Origin of the sequence: Pseudoalteromonas rubra (genome assembly GCF_005887095.1) — a bacterium.
Lineage (GTDB): Bacteria > Pseudomonadota > Gammaproteobacteria > Enterobacterales > Alteromonadaceae > Pseudoalteromonas > Pseudoalteromonas rubra_E.
The window spans coordinates 159,165-180,544 of the sequence record NZ_PNCI01000008.1 but is presented as its reverse complement, the minus strand read 5'-3'; the positions used below and the strand labels follow the sequence as shown (position 1 = coordinate 180,544).

Genomic DNA, 21,380 nt, shown 5'->3' with positions numbered 1-21,380 from the left:
AACCAAAGATATATCAAAAAAAGGGCGATAAGCCCTTTTTTTATAGACGCTATTTTATGTAAAATACGCAATCTTTTTGGCCTATCGTGAAACAGGATACAAAACCGGATGTCTTTTAAACGTATTTTTGCAGCAATTTTGCTGATGTTTAGTGCGGTTTCAGTTGCTTTTACACCGACCGCCCAGCAAATAGAACAGTTTAAGAAGTTGCCACAGAGCCAACAGCAGGCGCTGGCAAAGCAATACGGTATCAATCTATCTGACGTTTCTGGGGGGGGGTTAAATAATCCAACTCAAATGCAAAACCCGAGTACTCCGAGTGTTTTTCCGAGACAGCCTGATGAGGATGATAAAGCACCCCGTGATCCTTTGGAGCCAATAGTTGAGGAGCTGGAGCCTTTCGGTTATGAGTTATTTTCTGGTGAGCCAACCAGCTTTGCACCTACAGAGTTACAACTTGTACCCAATGACTATGTTATAGCCAGTGGTGATACGGTAACGATTAATTTGTATGGAAAAGAGTCGGCGACACATATGGTCATGGTCGATCGTGAAGGCCGCCTGAACATACCTGAATTTAGGCCTGTTAGCGTGGTCGGTTTGACCTACGCAGAGTTAAAACAAGTTATTGCTGAGAAAGTGAAAAATGAGGCCATTGGTCTTAGTGCATTTGTATCTATGGCCGAGCTGAGAAGTATTCAGGTATTGATAGTGGGTGAAGCTTATCGCCCTGGCACTTACACACTCTCACCTTTGTCAAGCGTGACTAATGCTCTATTCTCAACCGGTGGCGTTACCAAAATAGCCTCATTGCGCAACATTGAGGTGAAAAGGCAGGGGAATACTATCGCCGTTATGGACTTGTATGATCTTCTTCTTAAAGGGGATAGTAGCGATGACATAACGTTACAATCTGGAGACGTGGTGTTTATTCCTTCTGTTGGGCCGCAAGTGAAAGTCGGAGGCCAGGTAAAGCGACCTGCTATTTTTGAATTAAAAGAAGGGGACACCGCCGAATCTTTGACTCAAATGTTTGGTGGGTTCAAAGAAGGGGCATTTTTGCAGCGTGTACAGGTCAATCGAGTTCTGAATAATGCTGTAAAATCCGTCATCTCAGTCAATTTTAGCGAGAGCGAGGTTGATTACATCCCTCAGGGTGGAGATGAAATAAAAGTTCAGGCTGTCAATGATGATGTTGTCGATTCGGTCTCTCTGATCGGTGCCGTTGCGAGACCTGGTAACTATCAATGGTTTGAAGGTGCCACGTTAAAGTCCTATATAGAAGACCCGAGATCTGATCTACTTCCACAAGCTGATTTGGGCTACTCAATCATTGTCAGAGAAAGTGAAGAGTTAGGGGAAATTGAAGTGCTGCAATTTTCCCTGTCTGAAGCACTGAACTCTAAAGGCATTCCATTACAAAAAAATGACGAAGTTTTTATCTTTAGCCGGTTTAACTCACAGGAACAAGAAGAAAGTGCGCTGAAAAATTTGGCGATGTCAGCTCAAGAACAAGAGTTACAGAAAAGCGTAAAGCTTTGGCACCTGTATAAACGACGTCAATTTGAAAATAAAGTATCTTTTCAACAGGAAGAAAAAGACACTCAGAACAAGTCGACAGAGAACAACAAAGAGACAGAAAAAGATAAAGAGGTCGAGCTAGAAGAAGACATAGAAAACCAAGAAATCAACGAAAACATCTATGTACCAACGGTTTTCGGTCGAGAGACGTTACTTGCGCCTGTGCTTGCTCAGCTTGAATATCAATCATCTTCCTCATCTGAGAGTCAGATCATCGAAGTTTTGGGGCAAGTTCGTTTTCCAGGTATATATCCAATATCAAAGGATATGAAAGCGAGTGACGCAATTTCCGCAGCTGGAGGTTTGCTGGAGTCTGCATACACTGAGTTCGCTGAAATTACCCGTGAACAAGGGGATGGGCAAGTTGCGCACATCAAAGTTCCTTTGACCTCCGAAGGCATAGAGAGTTCGATTAATAGTCGTGATGTACTGAATGTATTGATGAAGCCAAATTGGCAGGTTAGTTATCGCGTTACGTTAAAGGGGGAAGTTACTTTCCCTGGTGAATATATTGTAAAGCGTGGAGAGACACTGTATAGCCTTCTGAATCGTGCTGGCGGATTGACCGAGTATGCAGAACCCAGAGCGGCAGTATTTACTCGAGAAGCGATAAAGGAGCAAGAGCGCAAGCAGCTTGCAAGACTGTCTGATGAGTTGCGTAAGGATATTGCAGCTAAGAGTTTTCAGAAGTCGATTGGAGCCAACTCTTCACTTAGTTACAGCGATGCTAACCGGTTACTAAAAGACCTTGCGAATGTTAAAGCATTGGGAAGGCTGATAATTGATCTACCAAATATCGTTTCGCAAGCGGACTCTCTTGTTTTGCAAGATGGTGATGCACTCTATGTACCAGGGAAGCGAGAGTCTATTTCAATAATAGGTGAGGTGAACTACAGTTCCTCTCATTTATTTAAATCGGGCACTTCGATTGAAGAGTACATCACCCTAAGTGGGGGACTGAGAGATCGTGCAGATGCCGAAAAAATATATGTTATCAAAGCCAATGGCGCCGTATTTATACCAAACAGAAACTCTTGGTTCGCTATTAACCATGACACAGAGCTTGAGGCTGGCGACACAATCGTTGTTCCTATGGATTCGTCACATTTGGACAATTTGACGCTCTGGAGTACAGCTACGCAAATATTCTATCAGTTAGGTGTTGGTGTTGCTGCGATAGCACGGCTATAGAGGCTTAACCATACTTTTTAAGTCTATTTGTAGATAACATTTTTGTAATTTTAAATTGTAAAAAGTGCGAGTAATTAGAATCTGGTTGGTAACAACTATTGGTATTTAAAGTGAGAACGAACAGTGTCCAGTAAAAGAGCCTTTGAAATATCTGATTTGCCTGGAGAGCTAGACTTAAGAGAAATATGTATCTCAATATGGAAAGGCAAGATAGTCGTCCTGCTGTTTTCATTTGTGTTTTTGTGCATATTTGCTGTGATAGCTTTTAAAATGCATGACGTATATAAGTCAGAAGCTTTGCTTGCTCCTGTTAGCTCTCAGGATGACAGTGGACTAGCCTCTCAATTAGGAGGGTTAGCTTCTGTCGCTGGGATTGAGCTGAACACTGGTGGTGGTATAGACAAGACTAGCCTTGCGATTGAGATTTTACAGTCTCGCAAATTTATTAGTGAGTTTATCGAAAAGCATGATTTATTAGTCGATATTATGGCTGCGAAATCATGGGATCCCGTTCAAAAAAAGCTTTCTTATGATCCCGATATTTATGATGTAGAAAAGAAATTGTGGGTCAGAGAGGTGGACTTACCACGTACTCCTAAACCTTCACAGCAAGAAGCATTTGAAGCATTTCTCGAGATGCTCGATGTTCAACTTATAAAGAAAACTGGTTTGGTTAGTATTGCTATCGAGCATAACTCGCCTGTCTTAGCAAGGGACTGGGTCAATTTAATCATTTCTGAAATAAACATGACAATGAAAGAGCGAGATGTAACTGAAGCTAAGAGAAGCTTACATTTTCTCAATAAGCAACTAAAGACAGATGATATTACTAGTCTCAGAGCTATCCTATATAAATTAATGGAAGATGAAACTAAAACAATCATGCTTGCCGAAGTGCGAGATGAGTATGTTTTTACCACGATCGATCCTGCGATAATGCCAGAGAGAAAAGAAGGTCCTAAAAGAGCAATGCTATGCATTTTGGGAGCCTTTATCGGATTATTGTTAGGGATGTTTACGGTTGTATCTGTTTCTGCTTTTAAAGGAAGAAGTGAGTTTGCCTAGTGACCAGTTTCGGGTTAATGAAATCTGGTTAGTAAGCTGTGTCAATTGTGCTGTCAGCTATGGAGGTTAAATGTTTTATCTGGCTCCTTTAATATCGTCATTTATATTTTGCGTCATGGCGATTTATATTACTAAGCCATTTGCCATTAGAACTGGGCTTGTTGACGTCCCCAACTCAAGAAAACATCATGACGGTCATATCCCGCTGATAGGCGGTGTTGCAATATACTTTGGTGTTTTAATGTCATCGATGCTGTTTTTAGAATATAACGTCTATTTTAGTGTATATATTATTTCAGCATCATTTATCCTTTTGCTAGGGGTATTAGATGATAAATATGACCTTTCTGTAAGGGTTAGAATTATAGTCCAGCTAGCGATTGCTATTTTTATGATTTTTGGAACCGGTAATCATTTAAGTTCATTTGGTTCTATATTAGGTTTTTTCGAATTTAAGCTTGGCTACTTTGGTGTTGTAATTACTGTGTTGGGTGTCATTGGTACGATTAATGCGTTTAATATGGTAGATGGTATTGATGGATTGGCAGGCGCGTTGAGCCTTGTGTCTTTTCTCGCGCTGGGTACATTGCTTTGGATTTCCGGGAGTGAATGGTTTTTATTAGCTATTCTTTTTGTCGCTTCAATAGCTGCGTTCTTAATGTTCAACCTTCGCTGGCCCAGCAAATCAATGAATAAAGTTTTTATGGGCGACGCTGGTAGTATGTTGATTGGATTTACAATAATTTGGTTACTGGTTATTGGTATCGAACAAGAATCTAAATCTTTCAGACCAGTCACGGCTCTTTATATTATCGCTATTCCGTTAATGGATATGGTAGCGATAATGTATCGGAGAATTAAGAAAGGAACTTCGCCTTTTAAAGCAGATAGGGATCACTTGCATCATATCTTTGAAAGAGCTGGATATAGTCGTCGTAGAGCATTAATTATAATCTCTCTAGCGGCAGCATTTATTGCATTTCTAGGTGGTTTTTTAGAGCTTAGAAACACACCTGAGTGGTTAATGTTTTCGATTTTCATAGGTATGTTTTTAGTCTACAATTATGCTTTAGCGCACGTGTGGCGTATATTGAGCTGGCTGAGACGCAAGTGATCTTCTCACCGATTTTTTTAGCAAGGTATTATGGCAATTAAGATTTTAACTATATTTGGCACTCGGCCCGAAGCAATAAAAATGGCTCCTCTTGTAAGTGCTTTGGAGCAGGATCCTCGGTTTGAGTCCAAAGTATGTGTCACTGCACAGCACAGAGAAATGCTCGATCAAGTATTGGGGTTATTCCAAATTACCCCCGACTTTGACTTAGACTTGATGCAGGCAGGACAAACCTTGCCAGAACTGACATCCAGAATTCTTCTTGAGCTTACACCCGTTTTAAAAGAGTTTCGTCCCGATATTGTTGCTGTACACGGTGATACCGCAACTACTTTTTCGGCTAGCTTAGCTGCCTATTATGAACAAATCCCGGTCGCGCATGTTGAGGCTGGTTTACGGACTGGTGATATCTATTCGCCATGGCCTGAAGAAGCGAACCGTCGTCTTACTGGCTGCCTTACTCATTTGCATTTTGCGCCGACGAGCAAAGCGAAAAAGAATCTTTTAGATGAAAGCTATCCTGCAGATAGTGTTTATGTAACGGGCAACACAGTTATCGATACCTTATTAGATGTGAAGCAAAAAATCGATACAGATCTTTCACTTCAAGAAGAGCTTGGCGGTAAGTTCCCATTTTTAGATAAAACCAAAAAGTTGATTCTTGTCACAGGACATAGGCGCGAGAATTTTGGTTTGGGCTTTGAAAGTATTTGCAGAGCTTTAGCGGCTATTGCGACTGAGTATCCAGATGTTCAAATCGTCTATCCGGTGCATTTGAACCCAAGTGTTCAGGAACCAGTCAATAGAACTCTAAATGGTCTGGACAATGTTCACTTGATTGAACCTCAGGAATACTTACCTTTTGTTTACCTAATGAATGAAGCGTATTTGATACTAACGGATTCAGGAGGAATTCAAGAAGAAGCGCCAAGCCTGGGCAAACCCGTGTTAGTTATGAGGGATACGACTGAGAGACCTGAAGCTGTTGAAGCAGGCACTGTTGAGCTGGTAGGTACCGACTTTAATAGAATTACCGACGCAGTTTCCAGGTTACTCAATGATTCTGATGCATACAAAGAAATGAGCTTAGCGCATAACCCCTATGGTGATGGTACAGCTAGTAAGCAAATTTGTGATGTATTAGCAACTTTAAAGAAAATCTAAGTTAGGAGTCAGTATGTCGTTTGAAACTGTTTCTGTCATCGGGTTGGGCTATATTGGTTTGCCCACAGCCGCAATGTTCGCATCAAAAAGAAAAAAAGTAATCGGTGTGGATGTCAATAAGAAGGCAGTAGATATTATTAATCGCGGTGAGATCCACATTGTTGAACCTGAGCTAGATATCTTGGTTCATGCATCGGTGACAGAAGGGTATTTCCGTGCATCAACCACAGCTGAGCCTGCAGACGCTTTCTTGATAGCTGTGCCAACTCCTTTCAAAGCAGGTAGCTCAGTTATACCTGAACCTGATCTTGGATATATTGAAGCGGCAGCCAAGTCTATCGCTCCGGTGCTTGAAAAAGGCAATCTTGTGGTTTTAGAGTCAACTTCTCCAGTTGGCGCAACAGAGCAATTGGCTGCTTGGCTAGCCCAGATGAGGCCTGAGCTTACTTTCCCGCAGAGCGTGGGGAGTGAAGCAGATATTAAAATCGCATATTGCCCAGAGCGTGTTTTGCCGGGACATGTTGTACGCGAACTCGTAGAAAACGACAGAGTAATTGGTGGTATGTCTCCAGAGTGCTCAGCTGCGGCCATCAAACTATACAAAACGTTTGTTGAGGGTGAATGCATCATTACTGATAGTCGCACTGCAGAGATGGCCAAATTGACAGAAAATAGTAGCCGGGATGTGCAAATTGCTTTTGCAAATGAACTGTCTTTAATTTGTGATGAGATAAATGTCGATGTTTGGGAGCTTATCAAGCTTGCCAACCGTCATCCACGCGTAAACATTTTACAGCCAGGTCCAGGTGTAGGTGGACACTGTATTGCCGTTGATCCCTGGTTTATTATTTCGAAATCACCGGACTCTGCGAAACTAATACACACGGCCAGGAAGGTGAATGATTCAAAGCCATTGTGGGTAGTCGACAAAGTAAACCAAGCTGTCGGTGAATTTCTACAATCGCATCCCGAACGCACTGCTAAATCAGTGACAATAGGATGTTACGGATTGGCATTCAAACCAGACATTGATGACTTGAGAGAAAGTCCGGCAATGCAGATTGTACAAGAGGTCAGAGACGTCCACGCAGGAAAAATTCTTGTCGTTGAACCTAATATTGAGTCTGTGCCGACGCAGCTAGGAGAGGTAGAGCTGGTCGATCTGGAGGATGCTTTATCTACATGCGACATTCACTTGTTGTTAGTTGATCACAAAGAGTTTAAGTCTACTGAAATAGACAAGAGTAAGCTTGTAATCGATACAAAAGGAATTTGGCTGTGAAGATTATTGTGACAGGCGGAGCCGGATTCATCGGTTCTGCGGTGATTAGACACATCATCGAAAATACAAATGACTCCGTTGTTAATGTTGACAAGTTGACCTACGCTGGGAACCTTGAGTCATTGAGCTCGGTCGATAAAAATGAACGTTATCAGTTTGAGCGAGTTGATATTTGCGACAGGCAGGCACTTACTCGCGTCATTGAGACGACTAAACCAGATGCCATCATGCACCTGGCTGCTGAGTCCCATGTAGACCGTTCAATCGATGACTCAGCTGAGTTTATACAGACCAATCTGGTTGGTACTTTTACTTTATTGGAAGTTGCCAGGCAATACTGGAATAAGCTGCCAGTAGAAGAGAAATCAAGGTTTAAATTTCATCATGTTTCTACCGATGAGGTTTACGGTGATTTAGAAGGCACAGAAGACTTGTTTACCGAGTCGACCCCTTATGCACCTAGTAGCCCATATTCTGCGAGTAAAGCTGGCTCAGACCACTTAGTCAGAGCTTGGGGAAGGACTTATGGTTTACCTATTCTACTGACTAATTGTAGTAACAATTATGGACCATATCACTTCCCGGAAAAATTGATCCCACATGTTATTTTAAATGCACTGCATGGCAAGGCACTGCCTGTCTATGGCGATGGTACTCAAGTGCGTGATTGGCTCTATGTTGAAGATCATGCCAGAGCATTGTATACGGTTTTACTCAATGGCGTAGACGGTGAAACATACAATATTGGTGGCCACAACGAAAGACAGAACATAGATGTTGTTAAAGTGATCTGTCAGCTGCTCGAGGAGTTAGCCCCTGAAAAGCCGGAAAATGTGGCAAGGTACGAAGATCTTATCACGTTTGTAAAGGATCGCCCCGGTCACGATGTTCGCTATGCAATAGATGCGAGCAAGATTGAGAGAGAACTGGGATGGACCCCCAGGGAGACATTCGAATCTGGCATTCGTAAAACAGTAGAGTGGTATCTAAACAACACACTCTGGTGGCAGCATGTGCTTGATGGCAGTTATCAACAAAGTAAAGGTGTTGAAGATAAATGATTAAGCGTAAAGGTATAATATTGGCTGGCGGAACGGGTTCTCGTCTTTTTCCGATCACTCATGGTATATCAAAGCAGTTGTTGCCTGTGTATGACAAGCCAATGATCTATTATCCACTGTCGGTACTAATGCTTGCAGGAATAAAAGAAGTATTGATCATTACAACACCAGAAGATCTGGATAGCTTTAAGCGTCTTTTAGGTGACGGCAGTTGTTTCGGTATCGCGCTGAGTTATGCAGTTCAACCTAAGCCTGAAGGACTTGCACAAGCTTTTATCATCGGAGAAGAGTTTATTGGGGATGACCCCGTATGTCTGGTACTTGGTGACAATATTTTTTATGGTCAGGGCTTTACGCCAAAGTTGAGTGCCGCGATGTCGCAGAAGACTGGCGCTACAGTATTTGGGTATCAAGTTAAGGATCCAAACCGTTTTGGGGTTGTTGAGTTTGATAAAGATCGAAATGTGATTTCAATCGAAGAGAAACCAAGTGTAGCGAAGTCAAACTTTGCGGTCACTGGATTGTATTTCTATGACTCAAATGTTGTAGAAATGGCTAAAAAAGTTAAGCCTTCTGCCCGAGGTGAGCTGGAGATTACGACGCTCAACCAAATGTATCTGGAGAAAGGTGAACTCAATGTTGAGCTGTTAGGGCGAGGGTTTGCTTGGCTTGATACCGGTACGCATGACAGCTTGCTAGAGGCGGCTCAGTTTGTTGAAACAATCGAAAAGCGTCAGGGGTTTAAGATTGCCTGCCTCGAAGAGATTGCGTTTTACAACAAGTGGCTGAGTAAGGAACAGATACAAAGCATCGCAGAAAAGTACGGTAAGAACTCTTATGGAGATTATTTGAAGGAAATATCAAATAAATGAAACACCTTCATCTAATGAAGTGCGAAAAGTTTGTACCAGCAGTGATTGAAACGATTAATGATGCTTTTCCGGAAGGAGAGCATCATTTCTTGGTTTTTGAGGGGGGGGCGGATAAAACCTACCCAGCAAATGTGACTCAACTCAGCTCAAAAAACCTCAAACAACTCATCGCAACAGTAAAACATGCTAAGAAGGCCGACAGGGTTTATTTTCATGGTCTATTTGTCCATATTCTGGTTGTACTGTTTTCATTCATGACAGGCGTGCTTAGTAAGTCTGTCTGGATCCTTTGGGGAAACGACCTTTATGCTTATAACGAGAGAAAGCGCTCCATTGCAAAAAGGTGTTATGAGTATTTTCGCAGAAGGCTAATTAAAAACATTTCAACCATAGCCACTTCTATGGACGGGGAGTTTGCGCTAGCAAGACAGTGGTATCAAACTCAAGCCAGGCATTATAAAGGGTTTACCTATCCAAGTGTTACTGTTAAGCCTGATTCAATTGCTGTGACAACAAATCCTTCGCCAAATAATGCGAGAGTTAGGATTTTAGTTGGAAACTCAGCTACTGCCGTGAATAACCATGCTGAGGTGTTGCTGCGCATCAAAGAGCAAGTACAGTTTGACTTTGAAGTTGTCTGCCCTCTCAATTACGGAGATTCCGCGTATGGAGATGAGGTTGAATCTTTGGGTTTGACGTTGTTTGGTGACAGGTTTACCGCATTAAGAAAAATGCTGCCTCTGGACGAATACAATGGACTGCTAGCTTCGATAGATGTAGCCATATTTGATATGAACAGACAGCAAGCTATGGGCAATATCATACAGTTACTTGCCATGGGTAAGGTCGTATGCATGCGCGAAGGCACTTCAAGCTACAATCACTTAACTCAGCTTGGTATTAAAATATATTCTAAAGAGCACATTTTTAGCAGTCCATTACTGCCAGATGTTGAAGAAAATGTCGCTATTGTTAGAACTGAATATAGTCAAGCACAGCTACTTAAAAATTTGAACGGTTTATTTTCTGATGAGTGAAAAAATAATGATCTTAGGAGCTGGTGTTTATCAAGTTCCTCTTATCAAAAAGGCTAAAGAGTTAAACTTTACTACCATCGTTGTGTCCCCTAATGGTAATTATCCAGGGTTGCTGATCGCAGACGAGTGTGTTTTTTGTGATATTAAGGATGAGGTAGAGGTATTAAAGCACGCAAAGAAACATGATATATCCGGTATCGTTACGACGGGTAGCGATGTGGGCGTGCCTACCATTGGCTACGTTACCGAGCACTTGGGTCTAAGTGGTATAGGCTATGAAAATGCCAAGGCCTGTACGAACAAAGTACGTATGAAACGAAAGCTACTGGATGCGAACGTCAACACTGCTAAGTTTGCTGTCATACAATCAAAAGCCGAGATGCAACAAGCCTTAGAGTCTTTTACATACCCTGTTATGATCAAAGCGCCTAATCTGTCTGGCAGTCGCGGTATCACCAAAGTATACAACCTTGACGAGGCGTTGAATGCCTTTGAACTTGCCACAGAGATCAGCAAAAGCAATGAAATTATTGTTGAAGAGTTCCTCGAAGGCGAAGAGTTGGGGGCAGAAGTCATCATCGACCGCAACGGCAATGCGAAAGTCATCATTCACGATAGAATAAATTTCAGTGGGAAAACCGACGTGCCAATCGGTCATGCCATTCCATCACAATGCAGTGATATTGTGAAAAAGAACATCGAAACTGAGCTCTTGAAGGCCGTTGAAGCTTTGAATATCACATGCACGGTTTCTAACTCTGATATTATGGTCGTTGGTGAGCAGGCTTTTATCATTGAAATTGGTGGAAGAATGGGGGCGACGTGTATACCAGAGAATATAGCCTCCTTTTACAATGTGGATATGTACGAGCTGATCATTGACTTATGCTTAGGTAGAAATATAGACATGAGCTTTTCAGGTTCGGGAAAAGCCAATGTATCTAGACTATTAATTAGTGATAAGGCTGGCGTTATTAAAGGTATAGAGATGCCTGATGTTAGTTCAATGGAAAACGTGGAAGCATTTCAACTGGACTATGGTGTTTCTGAAAATGTACGCAAGTTCGCAGTCGGTCCCGATCGAATAGGTCATATTGTTGTAAGTGGTTCTTCTGTTGCCGAAGCAGGCTCAGAACTCGATCGCTTACTTTCTGATATCAATATTGTCATTCGGGGCTAGTGTATATGAACAAGGTTATATTTGTCGGTGAAGGTAACTCCCTCAAAGCTCAGTATATTATGGAGCTAGCCCATCAAAGCTTGAATAGTCATTACCAACTGATGTTCTTCTCCTCGTGCTCTGAGGGTTGCGCCGTCACCGCTGCAAAGCGCCTGGATATCGAGCACCATGTTACTGGAAAAGCAATTTGCTCAACGCAAGTTAAATCTTTCACTGCTGACTGTGATGATTATATCCTGGTACTGCTAGGATGGCCCTACATAATAAAAGCAAGAGAAATAAATGCACTAGATGGAAAGTTAATCAATTGTCATGGTTCTTACTTGCCAGATTACAAGGGGTCAAGGGCTTATATGCATTACTGGGCTAATATTGAAGAGTATTATGGCATTACGATTCATTATGTCAGTGAACAAGTGGATGCCGGCAATATCTTGGCACAAAGTAAACTCAAGCTCTTCCCTGAAGAAACACCAAAGATTTTACACTACAGAATGTGTGAGTTAATAGCACATGAGCTGCCGAAATCGCTGAAAATGGTATTTCTCGGAGATAAGGGCAAACCGCAAACTGGCTCCGGGCGATACTTCTTAAAACAAGATCGAGAGTTTTTTCATAGTATACGCGAGCACAACGAAAAGAACCCTTCTGATAAAGTTCTTACGCCATATAAATAGAGTTCAGTATCGCCTCAATAAGTAAAGGTCTAATCATGAATAATATTCCATTTAATAACCCGCCTGTTGTTGGCAATGAAATTGACTATATAAAACAAGCTTTAAAAAATAATAAGTTATGTGGTGATGGCCCATACACGAAAAAGTGTCAACAATGGTTTGAAAATGAATTTTCTGTAAAGAAAACACTGCTTACACCTTCCTGTACACATGCGTTGGAGCTGAGTGCAATACTGCTTGATATAAAAGAGGGCGATGAAGTTATCATGCCCAGCTACACTTTCGTGTCAACAGCAAATGCGTTTGTACTACGGGGAGCCAAAATAGTGTTTGTTGATGTTCGAAAAGACACAATGAACATTGATGAAACTAAGATTGAAGCTGCAATTACAGAAAAGACCAAAGTAATAGTTCCTGTTCACTATGCTGGCGTAGCGTGTGAAATGGATACCATTATGAGTATCGCACACAAGTATAAGCTATTCGTGGTTGAAGATGCCGCACAAGGGGTGATGAGTACTTATAAAGGGAAGCCACTAGGAACCGTTGGCCATTTAGGTGCATTCTCGTTTCATGAAACGAAGAATTATACGAGTGCAGGAGAAGGTGGTTTATTATTGATCAACGATGAAACTTTGATTGAGCGAGCAGAAATCATTCGTGAAAAAGGCACAGATCGAAGCCAATTTTTAAGAGGCCAGGTCGATAAGTACTCTTGGGTTGACATAGGCAGCAGTTTACTGATGAATGACATTAGCGCTGCTTACCTTTTGGCGCAAATGGAAGGCGGCAATGCTCAGTTAATCAACCGGGACCGTTTGAATAGTTGGAAACAGTATTATGACGGTCTGGTCGAGATTGCAAGTCAAGGACATGTGGAGTTGCCATCAATCCCTGAAGGATGTGAGCACAATGCACATATGTTTTACGTAAAGCTGGATTCTCTTGAAACGCGGACGCAGCTAATTCAGTTTTTACGCCAGTCTAATATCCAAACTGCTTTTCACTATGTGCCACTTCACTCTTCGGCTGCTGGTAAAGTGTTTTCAAGGTTTAGCGGGCAGGACGAATTTACAACTTTAGAGAGCAACAGGCTGCTTAGGTTACCTCTTTGGTACGGTTTGAACGAGCAAGACATCGAGCAAGTATGCAATGAAATAAAGCGATTTTTTCAGGGCTCTTAATAGAAAGTCTTTTGCTTAAAATCGTTCGATAAGCTTCATGCTGGTTTATTTGTTCTATGAAGCTTATTAATGGAAGTATATTTTCTTTGGCGTAGAGTATCGCGGACATTTGTAGGAGCATCCAAGCTTATACGTGGGCACAGCAGATGTTCATGTTCAATAAGCCTTTTTGCAAGTTGCTCCACAGGAAAGACTTATAGATAGTTAAAAGCACCTATAACAGCTTTTATTTACCGGGCCTTAATATTGATATGTTAACTTGAGTTATAATGAGCTTTAAGAAAATCTTACATTTCTCACTTGGACCAGTCTTCACTGCTTTAGTGGGGTTAATTACCTTACCTGTTATGTCTTGGCTGTTCTCTAGTGAAGATATCGGTAGATACGCACTTATACAAGTGTTAGTTTCCTTTACTCTGCTGTTTTTTACACTTGGCCTGGATCAGGCCTATGTTCGTGAATACCATGATGCTAAAGATAGGTCTGCATTTTTAGTGTCATTTGCTCTCCCTGGACTGATTCTACTACTGATTACGAGTGGATTCTTTGGATTTTATTCCAGCGAATTTATTGAGTTGTGGTTTAACTTCGAGTGGGGTTTGGCTTATACGCTTGTTTGTATTGTATTAGTCACTAATTACCTAATACGATTTTTGCAAATTGAATCCAGAATGGGTGAGCGTGCACTGTTATATTCTGTTGTTCAGGTCTTACCGAGGTTTTTGTTTTTAGTGAGCATTGTAGCTGCTAGTTTATACGGTTTTAGTAATTTTAAGTATATCTTAGTCGGTTTTACAGTATCATATGTTATTACGTTTTTCTTTGTCGCATGGAAAGTCGTCCCTTCAATCTCTTCTGTCTATTTGAGCAATTTTGATAAGGCACTTGTTGGAGAAGTACTGCCTTACGCATCACCACTTGTGATTTCTAGCCTGGCGTACTGGGGGGTAGTCTCGATTGACAGGTTACTACTCAAAGAGTATGCGGGGTTAGGGGAGTTGGCAAACTACGCTTTGGCGGTAAATCTTGCTGGTGTTGCAGTGATATTTCAGCAAATATTTTCCACTATTTGGACACCTTATGTATATAAAGTAAAATCACATGGAGGAGATACAAGTGTATTCAATACGTTTGTAAAATTGGTAAGAGATTCGGTGGTTGTTATTTTTGCTTTGGTATTGTTATTCAAACCTCTAGTTAGTTACTTTTTGCCAGATTCGTATATCAGTGTTCAATATTTGCTTGCCAGCTGTATCATAGCTCCCCTGATGTACATGCTTTCAGAATGTACAAAGGTTGGAATAGGAATAACAAAGAAGACAAAGTATTCAGTCGCATCAGCGATTTTAAGCCTGATTGTTGCATTTGGTTTGAATATGCTCTTAATACCTCACTTGGGTGCCCCTGGCGCAGCAATTGCCACTATGGGCGCCTTTATGGTGTTTTATGTGCTGAGGAGTGAGTTTTCAAGAAAAGTCTGGAAGCCGGTTTACCAAAGAAGAGACTACCTTGTGATCAGCGCTTTGCTGATATGTGCTTCAATTGACGCCCTATTGCAAGAAAAAGCCAAACTATGGGTCGGCTTATATGCTATCTGCTTGCTGCTCTTTGCTCTGTCTCGTGTTCGAGTGAGAGCCAATCAATATCTCATTGTTTTGAGAAAACCAAAATGAATCAGGATACTTATGTAATGCACCTATTGCGGATACCTTGTCAATACAGCTCTGTTTTACGTGCTTCTTTGATGCTACTCATTGCGTGTATTTCTGTACTTCTTATTGCAAGTGAGCCACTGGCACTGTTGGCGTTTGCGATCTTTATGTCAGGCATTTCTTTTTACTCCAGAGCAGCTGCTATTCTCACTTTGACAGTTACCAGCCTATTGTCAGTTTTCTACTGGTTGTATTTAAGCTATGTTTTGAATTTGGACTTTTACATGTCAAGCAGCTATTGGGCAATAATTAAAGCTGCTTTGGTGTTTCCAATTATTATCTCTATTTTGGCTTGTTCTAATTTTAAACTGGTAAGCGCAGATGCAAGTTATAAGTATTTTTTCTTTTTTGTTATACTTCTTCTTGCTTCCTTAATAAAAGGGCTGAAGACGGATGCATTTGTTTCAGTGGCATACTTTGTTAATGTCTACTTTCCTTTGTTGCTACAATTTTTACTGATTTCATGGTGTTGTAGCTATTTAATCAAAGCAAAGCATCTGTCTCAAGTCAGGTATCAAGGAAGCCCTCTTTTTAAGCTGATAATTACTGTCGTCTTATTTATCTCCTTGTTCTTTATGTCGCTTCAGATTGCGTTTGATTTTAGTTTGAACGAGGTCTTTCTGGACATTGGAAAAACGTTGGGACGAGGAGGGGCTGAAGGGAACAACAGAACGATTCTTTTTGGCATGTTTTTTCTGCGCTTTCCGGGTGTGTTTGCTGATCCTATATTAGCAGCTTACTCGTTTTTCTTGTTCTTTTCGTATATTTACTACTTTGTTTCACATCCAGTTCTGAAGCTCTCTGGGTTGGTTATATGTATCTTGCTTGCCGCAGCAACATTAAGTAAGGCATTTTTCTTTCTGTTAGCATGTTTTTTGGCAATCAACATCTGTTTAAGGCTAAAAGTTTCAGCTACCACAAAATATAGGTTGTCTTTGTTCGCCGTAGGGTGTGCTGTTATAATTATCTCTATTCGAGCATTACAAAGTGGCGTGACAGATAGCTCCGCAATTCATGTTCAAGGGTTGGTTCTTCCGTTTATATCCTTTGACTCTTGGTTAAACTTTTTTATTGGTCATGACCTTGGTACGGGTGGCAATATGGGGGGCTGGGTCACTCAGGGGGCTGAAAGCTTCGTTGGGCTCGCAATGTATAATACCGGGATCCTTGGCCTGTTTTTTCTTGTCATGTTTTGCCTCACTATCTTAAAGAGAGCAGTGTTAAGTAGAACTAGAATTGGTTACTTTTTGTTTGCGACCAGTTTGTCAATTTTGTCCGCTTCTTTTCTACAAGAAAACTCGTTTAACTTGAGTTTCTCTGTTCTTAGAATATGTTGCTATGCTCTCGTGCTGTACTTTTTAATTGGGGTTTCTAAATCAAATGAACATTAAGTTGCTGGAAGTTTTTGGCTTGCAAGTCCACTGCTTTCAAGATATCAAGAAAGCTGTTAGTCATATCATGGATATGGATATTAGAGACAAAGGCGTGATACTGACAGCTCTGAACCCTGAAAAGGTGTTAAAAGGCCAAGAATCAAAAGAGATAGGCAGTATTTTAAAGAAAAGTGATGTGCTATACGCTGATGGAATGGGCATTGTAAAAGCCGTTAAGTTAAAATACGGTGAATCGATTAAGCGTGTGCCAGGGTGTGAACTTTGGGAAGCATTGGTTGCGGAAGCTGGTAAAACTGGCATGCCCGTTTTTTTTGTGGGCGCCTCCAAAGAAGTCAATCAGGCTACTGCTGAGAAAGCTGCTCGGCTTTATGGAGTGAACATCGTAGGGCACGAGGATGGTTTTTTCGAGCATGAAGATGCGCTTATTGAGCAAATAAAAGCATCCAAAGCTGAGTTCGTATCTGTAGCCTTAGGATCACCAAGGCAAGAGCAGTTTATGTTCAAATGCAAGGACAACGGGGTTAAGGCTGTTATGATGGGAGTGGGCGGAACCTACGATGTTTTTACAGGGCATGTCAAAAGAGCCCCACGCATTTTTTGTAAGTTCGGTTTAGAGTGGTTGTACCGTTTACTTGCGCAGCCAAGCAGAATTGGAAGACAAATTAAATTGCTTAGGTTTGTCGCTATGCTGTTTAGACAGAAATAAAACAATTTCTCTTTATCCCCGCAGGAAATTATATGTGGGTTTGAATAACTTATAACTCACTGACAACAATGCTTTTCGAAACGATGTCTTCATTCATGCCAGGTTTTTGCTTTGCAGGAATGCTGACATCCAATCCACATCACACGCTGTTTTTATTTTTAAGTATTGAAATACGGTATTTGCTGGTTGTTGAAACTCATAGATTCAGCTAAGCACCAAAGTGAATAAGCCTACCTGAAGCCCGGCTCGTGTGCTTGATAAACTAAAGTCGGTTATTCTGAATTGCTCTCGTCGTATTAATATCCACACAATATGCTTGCCACTCGTATCAGCTCCCTATCCGGACTTCACTCTCTCCCTTCAATGCTCTGCGTAGTTTTCAGTGTCATTCTTTGGTATTGAAACAGTCATAAAATAGTCTTCTAAGCGACTTATCCTTTCAACAGCTCACGGTCATAGCCTGTGACTAAAAAGCAATGATTTGGCAAACGGGTGCGGATGTATCGCCATCGAACAATTCGATAGGACTATTGCGCATGGTTGGTAAGTAGACTTATCTAGGGGGATAGAGTTATAGATGAATATCACGATAGTCGGAACTGGTTACGTTGGATTATCAATCGCCATGCTGCTTGCACAACATCATGCCGTTATTGCCCTAGACATATCGCCAGAGCGAGTTGAGTTGTTGAACCAGCAGTGTTCTCCAATTGTAGATTCTGAAATCTCAGACTTTCTAACAAATAAGACCCTAAACTTTAAAGCGACATTAGACAGAAGCTTGGCGTACAAAGATGCTGATTTCGTCGTGATTGCAACACCTACCGATTATGATCCTGAAACAAACTACTTTAATACAGAGTCGGTTGAGTTGGTGGTTAGTGATATTTTAGCCTTCAATGACAGTGCGACAATCGTTATCAAATCTACGGTACCTGTTGGTTACACTGAGCGGATAAAGGAGCAGTTTGGTACTGAAAACATAATATTTTCCCCGGAGTTTTTGCGTGAAGGAAGGGCATTGCAAGATAATTTACACCCTTCTCGTATCATAGTGGGGGAGCACTCTGAACGTGCCCGTACATTTGCTGAGTTGTTATCAGAGGGAGCATACAAAGCTCAAATTGATGTTCTGTTCACTAACTCGACCGAGGCAGAAGCCATTAAGCTTTTTTCAAATACCTACCTGGCGATGCGGGTTGCGTATTTCAATGAACTTGACACTTATGCAGAAAAGCACCGATTAGATACAAAACAAATCATTGAAGGCGTGGGGTTAGACCCCAGGATCGGATTGCATTATAACAACCCATCATTCGGTTACGGCGGTTACTGTTTGCCTAAAGATACCAAGCAGTTGCTGGCCAATTATAGAGATGTACCTAATAACTTGATTCGCGCCATAGTCGAGGCTAATGATACTCGTAAAGAGTTTATTTCAGAGTCTATTCTTAAACGTTGCCCAAAAGTTGTTGGAATATATCGACTAATTATGAAAGTTGGCTCAGACAACTTTAGATCTTCCGCTATTCTGGGAGTGATACAGAGAATTAAAAGTGAAGGTGTTGAAGTCGTCATCTACGAACCTGCGTTACAAGAGCGGGAGCTTTTTCAATCAGGAGTGATTAGCTGTTTGGCAGAGTTTAAACGCGTTTCAGATGTGATTGTTACGAATCGGATGGTCGCAGAATTGAATGATGTTGTTGATAAGGTTTATACGCGAGATTTGTTTGGTAGTGACCAATGAACAAATTTGGCCTCTAAATTCGATTGCATATTGCGGTTGTAGTTACTTTTGATAGTGATTAGGGGAAAGGAGGGGATCTACACTAGAACCCGGATAGTGGAGAGCAACATTGACCCGATAAGATTGATAGTCTGTTACTGCTTGTTGTCTGATTTATACAAAGCTAGATTCGTGTTGCAAAATCGGTATAATGAGGCACAGGTATTTTGGGTTCCTCCCTTGAGGAGTCAATGCATGGAACGCTACTTTTGCTCTGCTATATTTTAATTAACGAAGTAAAAAAACAGAGTGTGTGATCTAGCTTCCTATCTAACGCATTTTTTTGTGAAAAGAACTGACAAGGCTTCGACTCGTTCAGTGTGACTTTCATAGAACCCTACATTTGTCTAGTTGTCGCATTAACAAAAAATGTACACATTCGGTAAGGTTGTGCGATAGTCATTCGCCTGATGTGTCATAGCAATAAAACTAAGCGATTTAACTGTTGTTGTTTTTTAATTAATGTATAAATTTGAACTATGAATAACTCTTTACGACTACTCATTTTGAGTTCAAAGGGTGTAGGTTACAAGCTGTGTTGGAAATTGTCTTTGTGGTAAGAAAATGGGGAGACGTCACACAAATGAAGCCTAAGTGCTAACCTGATCTAAGACATGTTCGCAAAGCTCCGTTTAAGAGGTAAGGTGCAAGCGGATACCTTCACCAGGTGCCGCTTGTTGGTACTTTGGTTTAGGCTGATTTGTCACTTGCGATTAACATTAGTGCGTGCTTTAATTGCTGCTGCGAAATACTACACCATTAAAACTGAAAGAAAAAAACGATATATTTTGGGAAAAAATAATGGCGCTAAGCTGTAAAACTATCATTGCTTCTACTGTATTTCTTGCAATGACTGGCTGCTCGATCATTCCCGGCGGTCATTTCGAAGGAATAACTTCAAGTGAACAAGCTTCAAGCTTGCAGAGCGATCTTGAGAAAATCAACATTCATTTGATTGATGCTCAACTCATCAAGGAATCTAAGTTAAATCAGCCTCAGAAGAAACTAGGGCCAAGTGGCTCAGCTGTTGGTGTTGATGTATCAGATTTCGAATATCGATTGGGTGTTGGTGATGTACTCACAATTGGTGTGTGGGACCACCCCGAGTTAACTATCCCCGCTGCGGTACAAAGAACTGCAGAATTTGACGGTTTCCGTGTTCAGGCAGACGGTACAGTCACCTTTGCATATGCCCCAAAAATACCAGCTGCTGGAAGAACTGTGACTGAGCTTCGAGAAGAGCTGGTCAGCCGGTTAAGCCGTGTTATTGAAGACCCTCAGATAGATGTGAAAGTTGTCGGGTTTAAAAGCCAGAAAGTTTATATCACTGGTGAAGTCAACAGACCCAACGTCCAGCCAATCACCGAGACTCCTCTTACACTTGTCGATGCGATAAATCATGCCGGAGGTTTAACTGAACTAGCTGACTGGAAAACAGTGACCTTCATCAGGGGAGAAAAAGCGGAGCGTATTCGCCTAGATGAGTTTTATGACAAAGGTGATATTTCTCAGAACCGCTTGTTAAGGCATGGCGATATCATTCATGTTAGCCGGAATGATAAGCAAAACGTCTATGTGCTGGGTGATGTCATTAAAGCTGGAAAGGTTGATATAAACCGATATGGTCTGAGCCTTGCTGAAGCCCTCAGCGAAGTGGGCGGGATAAATGAACGTAGTGCGGACGCAAATGGCGTTTTTGTGCTGCGTAAACGCGACTTGCATGAAGATGGGGTGATTGCAGATGTATATCAATTGCACGCAAAGAATATTACGTCATTAGTACTCGCAGAGCAGTTCGAGCTGGAGCCACAAGACATCGTTTACGTAACAAGTGCACCTCTTGCTCGCTGGAATAAAGTTATCAGTCTCTTGCTGCCCTCACTTGCTACGGTGGATGCGCTTCAAGATATAGACAATCAATAGTGTGAAAGTTCATGTTTGATAGTGTTTTAATGGTATGTGCAGGCAATATATGCCGTAGCCCCACTGCCGAGTATGTTTTAAAAAGTAAACTTGAAGGACGCGCAATTCGGGTATCATCTGCTGGTTTGACTGCGTTGGTGGATAAGCCGGCTGATCAGCTGGCGCAGGAACTGGCTGCGCAAAATGGTATTGACATGTCTGCGCACCAGGGGCAGCAAGTTAGCACATCGCTGGTCGCTCAAAACAGTGTCATATTAGTGATGGAGCAGCGCCACTTAGAAGACCTCTGCTCCAGATACCCGCAAGCACGAGGAAAAACATTCTTACTGGGAAAATGGCTAGGAGATAGAGAAATACCAGATCCATATCGCCAAAGTCGAGAAGCTTTTGAGCATGTATACGATTTAATCGATAGCGCGTGTGGCGCTTGGCAGAAGTATTTATAAGGATG

The 21,380-nt window shown here is 41.6% G+C and carries 17 protein-coding genes; all 17 read left to right on the top strand.

The window, feature by feature from the left end; all coding sequences use genetic code 11:
• Nucleotides 1–108 precede the first annotated feature (108 nt).
• The 17 genes from CWB99_RS04215 to CWB99_RS04135 all read left to right on the top strand — a co-directional run bounded on the left by CWB99_RS04215 (nt 109) and on the right by CWB99_RS04135 (nt 21,375).
• Nucleotides 109–2,772 carry a polysaccharide biosynthesis/export family protein gene (locus CWB99_RS04215; protein ID WP_138550740.1) on the top strand — a complete coding sequence of 888 codons (2,664 nt, stop codon included), beginning with the start codon at nt 109–111 and terminating at the stop codon, nt 2,770–2,772.
• A gap of 123 nt (nt 2,773–2,895) precedes the next feature.
• On the top strand, nt 2,896–3,837 hold the full coding sequence (locus CWB99_RS04210; protein ID WP_138550739.1) for a Wzz/FepE/Etk N-terminal domain-containing protein: 942 nt from the start codon (nt 2,896–2,898) through the stop codon (nt 3,835–3,837).
• 70 nt (nt 3,838–3,907) lie between these two features.
• Nucleotides 3,908–4,951: a UDP-N-acetylglucosamine--undecaprenyl-phosphate N-acetylglucosaminephosphotransferase gene (wecA, locus tag CWB99_RS04205; RefSeq protein ID WP_138550738.1), complete on the top strand. Its 1,044-nt coding sequence runs from the start codon at nt 3,908–3,910 to the stop codon at nt 4,949–4,951.
• 30 nt (nt 4,952–4,981) lie between these two features.
• Nucleotides 4,982–6,115, top strand: a complete 1,134-nt coding sequence (gene wecB, locus CWB99_RS04200; RefSeq protein ID WP_171045255.1) for a non-hydrolyzing UDP-N-acetylglucosamine 2-epimerase — start codon at nt 4,982–4,984, stop codon at nt 6,113–6,115.
• A gap of 13 nt (nt 6,116–6,128) precedes the next feature.
• Entirely contained in the window at nt 6,129–7,397 is a 1,269-nt protein-coding gene (wecC, locus tag CWB99_RS04195) for a UDP-N-acetyl-D-mannosamine dehydrogenase (RefSeq protein ID WP_138550736.1), read from the top strand.
• Entirely contained in the window at nt 7,394–8,458 is a 1,065-nt protein-coding gene (gene rfbB / locus CWB99_RS04190) for a dTDP-glucose 4,6-dehydratase (protein ID WP_138550735.1), read from the top strand. Before wecC ends, rfbB begins: the two co-directional genes overlap by 4 nt.
• Nucleotides 8,455–9,330 (top strand): glucose-1-phosphate thymidylyltransferase RfbA, encoded by an 876-nt coding sequence (rfbA, locus tag CWB99_RS04185; protein ID WP_138550734.1) that lies wholly within the window; start codon nt 8,455–8,457, stop codon nt 9,328–9,330. The genes rfbB and rfbA overlap by 4 nt, the downstream gene beginning before the upstream one ends.
• The gene (locus CWB99_RS04180; protein WP_138550733.1) at nt 9,327–10,367 is read left to right on the top strand and encodes a TDP-N-acetylfucosamine:lipid II N-acetylfucosaminyltransferase; all 1,041 of its coding nucleotides are present in this window, start codon (nt 9,327–9,329) and stop codon (nt 10,365–10,367) included. Before rfbA ends, CWB99_RS04180 begins: the two co-directional genes overlap by 4 nt.
• A complete protein-coding gene (locus CWB99_RS04175; RefSeq protein ID WP_138550732.1) occupies nt 10,360–11,547 on the top strand; it encodes an ATP-grasp domain-containing protein in 1,188 nt (395 codons plus the stop codon). The genes CWB99_RS04180 and CWB99_RS04175 overlap by 8 nt, the downstream gene beginning before the upstream one ends.
• A gap of 5 nt (nt 11,548–11,552) precedes the next feature.
• On the top strand, nt 11,553–12,224 hold the full coding sequence (locus CWB99_RS04170) for a formyltransferase family protein (RefSeq protein WP_138550731.1): 672 nt from the start codon (nt 11,553–11,555) through the stop codon (nt 12,222–12,224).
• A gap of 35 nt (nt 12,225–12,259) precedes the next feature.
• The gene (gene rffA / locus CWB99_RS04165; protein ID WP_138550730.1) at nt 12,260–13,408 is read left to right on the top strand and encodes a dTDP-4-amino-4,6-dideoxygalactose transaminase; all 1,149 of its coding nucleotides are present in this window, start codon (nt 12,260–12,262) and stop codon (nt 13,406–13,408) included.
• 269 nt (nt 13,409–13,677) lie between these two features.
• Nucleotides 13,678–15,081, top strand: a complete 1,404-nt coding sequence (locus CWB99_RS04160; protein ID WP_138550729.1) for a lipopolysaccharide biosynthesis protein — start codon at nt 13,678–13,680, stop codon at nt 15,079–15,081.
• Nucleotides 15,078–16,511: a hypothetical protein gene (locus tag CWB99_RS04155; protein ID WP_138550728.1), complete on the top strand. Its 1,434-nt coding sequence runs from the start codon at nt 15,078–15,080 to the stop codon at nt 16,509–16,511. The genes CWB99_RS04160 and CWB99_RS04155 overlap by 4 nt, the downstream gene beginning before the upstream one ends.
• Nucleotides 16,501–17,220, top strand: a complete 720-nt coding sequence (locus tag CWB99_RS04150) for a WecB/TagA/CpsF family glycosyltransferase (protein WP_138550727.1) — start codon at nt 16,501–16,503, stop codon at nt 17,218–17,220. Before CWB99_RS04155 ends, CWB99_RS04150 begins: the two co-directional genes overlap by 11 nt.
• 577 nt (nt 17,221–17,797) lie before the next feature.
• Entirely contained in the window at nt 17,798–18,967 is a 1,170-nt protein-coding gene (locus CWB99_RS04145) for a nucleotide sugar dehydrogenase (protein ID WP_138550726.1), read from the top strand.
• 840 nt (nt 18,968–19,807) lie between these two features.
• The gene (locus tag CWB99_RS04140; protein ID WP_138550878.1) at nt 19,808–20,929 is read left to right on the top strand and encodes a polysaccharide export protein; all 1,122 of its coding nucleotides are present in this window, start codon (nt 19,808–19,810) and stop codon (nt 20,927–20,929) included.
• Nucleotides 20,930–20,940: 11 nt separating this feature from the next.
• Nucleotides 20,941–21,375: a low molecular weight protein-tyrosine-phosphatase gene (locus tag CWB99_RS04135; RefSeq protein ID WP_138550725.1), complete on the top strand. Its 435-nt coding sequence runs from the start codon at nt 20,941–20,943 to the stop codon at nt 21,373–21,375.
• Nucleotides 21,376–21,380 lie beyond the last annotated feature (5 nt).

Excerpts from the sequence above, each read along its gene's own strand:
- CWB99_RS04155 (WP_138550728.1), top strand. The coding sequence starts at position 15,078 with ATGAATCAGGATACTTATGTAATGCACCTATTGCGGATACCTTGTCAA.
- CWB99_RS04150 (WP_138550727.1), top strand. The coding sequence starts at position 16,501 with ATGAACATTAAGTTGCTGGAAGTTTTTGGCTTGCAAGTCCACTGCTTT.
- wecC (WP_138550736.1), top strand. The coding sequence starts at position 6,129 with ATGTCGTTTGAAACTGTTTCTGTCATCGGGTTGGGCTATATTGGTTTG.
- wecA (WP_138550738.1), top strand. The coding sequence starts at position 3,908 with ATGTTTTATCTGGCTCCTTTAATATCGTCATTTATATTTTGCGTCATG.
- wecB (WP_171045255.1), top strand. The coding sequence starts at position 4,982 with ATGGCAATTAAGATTTTAACTATATTTGGCACTCGGCCCGAAGCAATA.
- CWB99_RS04160 (WP_138550729.1), top strand. The coding sequence starts at position 13,678 with ATGAGCTTTAAGAAAATCTTACATTTCTCACTTGGACCAGTCTTCACT.
- CWB99_RS04170 (WP_138550731.1), top strand. The coding sequence starts at position 11,553 with ATGAACAAGGTTATATTTGTCGGTGAAGGTAACTCCCTCAAAGCTCAG.
- CWB99_RS04145 (WP_138550726.1), top strand. The coding sequence starts at position 17,798 with ATGAATATCACGATAGTCGGAACTGGTTACGTTGGATTATCAATCGCC.
- CWB99_RS04140 (WP_138550878.1), top strand. The coding sequence starts at position 19,808 with ATGGCGCTAAGCTGTAAAACTATCATTGCTTCTACTGTATTTCTTGCA.
- CWB99_RS04175 (WP_138550732.1), top strand. The coding sequence starts at position 10,360 with ATGAGTGAAAAAATAATGATCTTAGGAGCTGGTGTTTATCAAGTTCCT.
- rfbA (WP_138550734.1), top strand. The coding sequence starts at position 8,455 with ATGATTAAGCGTAAAGGTATAATATTGGCTGGCGGAACGGGTTCTCGT.
- CWB99_RS04215 (WP_138550740.1), top strand. The coding sequence starts at position 109 with ATGTCTTTTAAACGTATTTTTGCAGCAATTTTGCTGATGTTTAGTGCG.
- CWB99_RS04180 (WP_138550733.1), top strand. The coding sequence starts at position 9,327 with ATGAAACACCTTCATCTAATGAAGTGCGAAAAGTTTGTACCAGCAGTG.
- CWB99_RS04135 (WP_138550725.1), top strand. The coding sequence starts at position 20,941 with ATGTTTGATAGTGTTTTAATGGTATGTGCAGGCAATATATGCCGTAGC.
- rffA (WP_138550730.1), top strand. The coding sequence starts at position 12,260 with ATGAATAATATTCCATTTAATAACCCGCCTGTTGTTGGCAATGAAATT.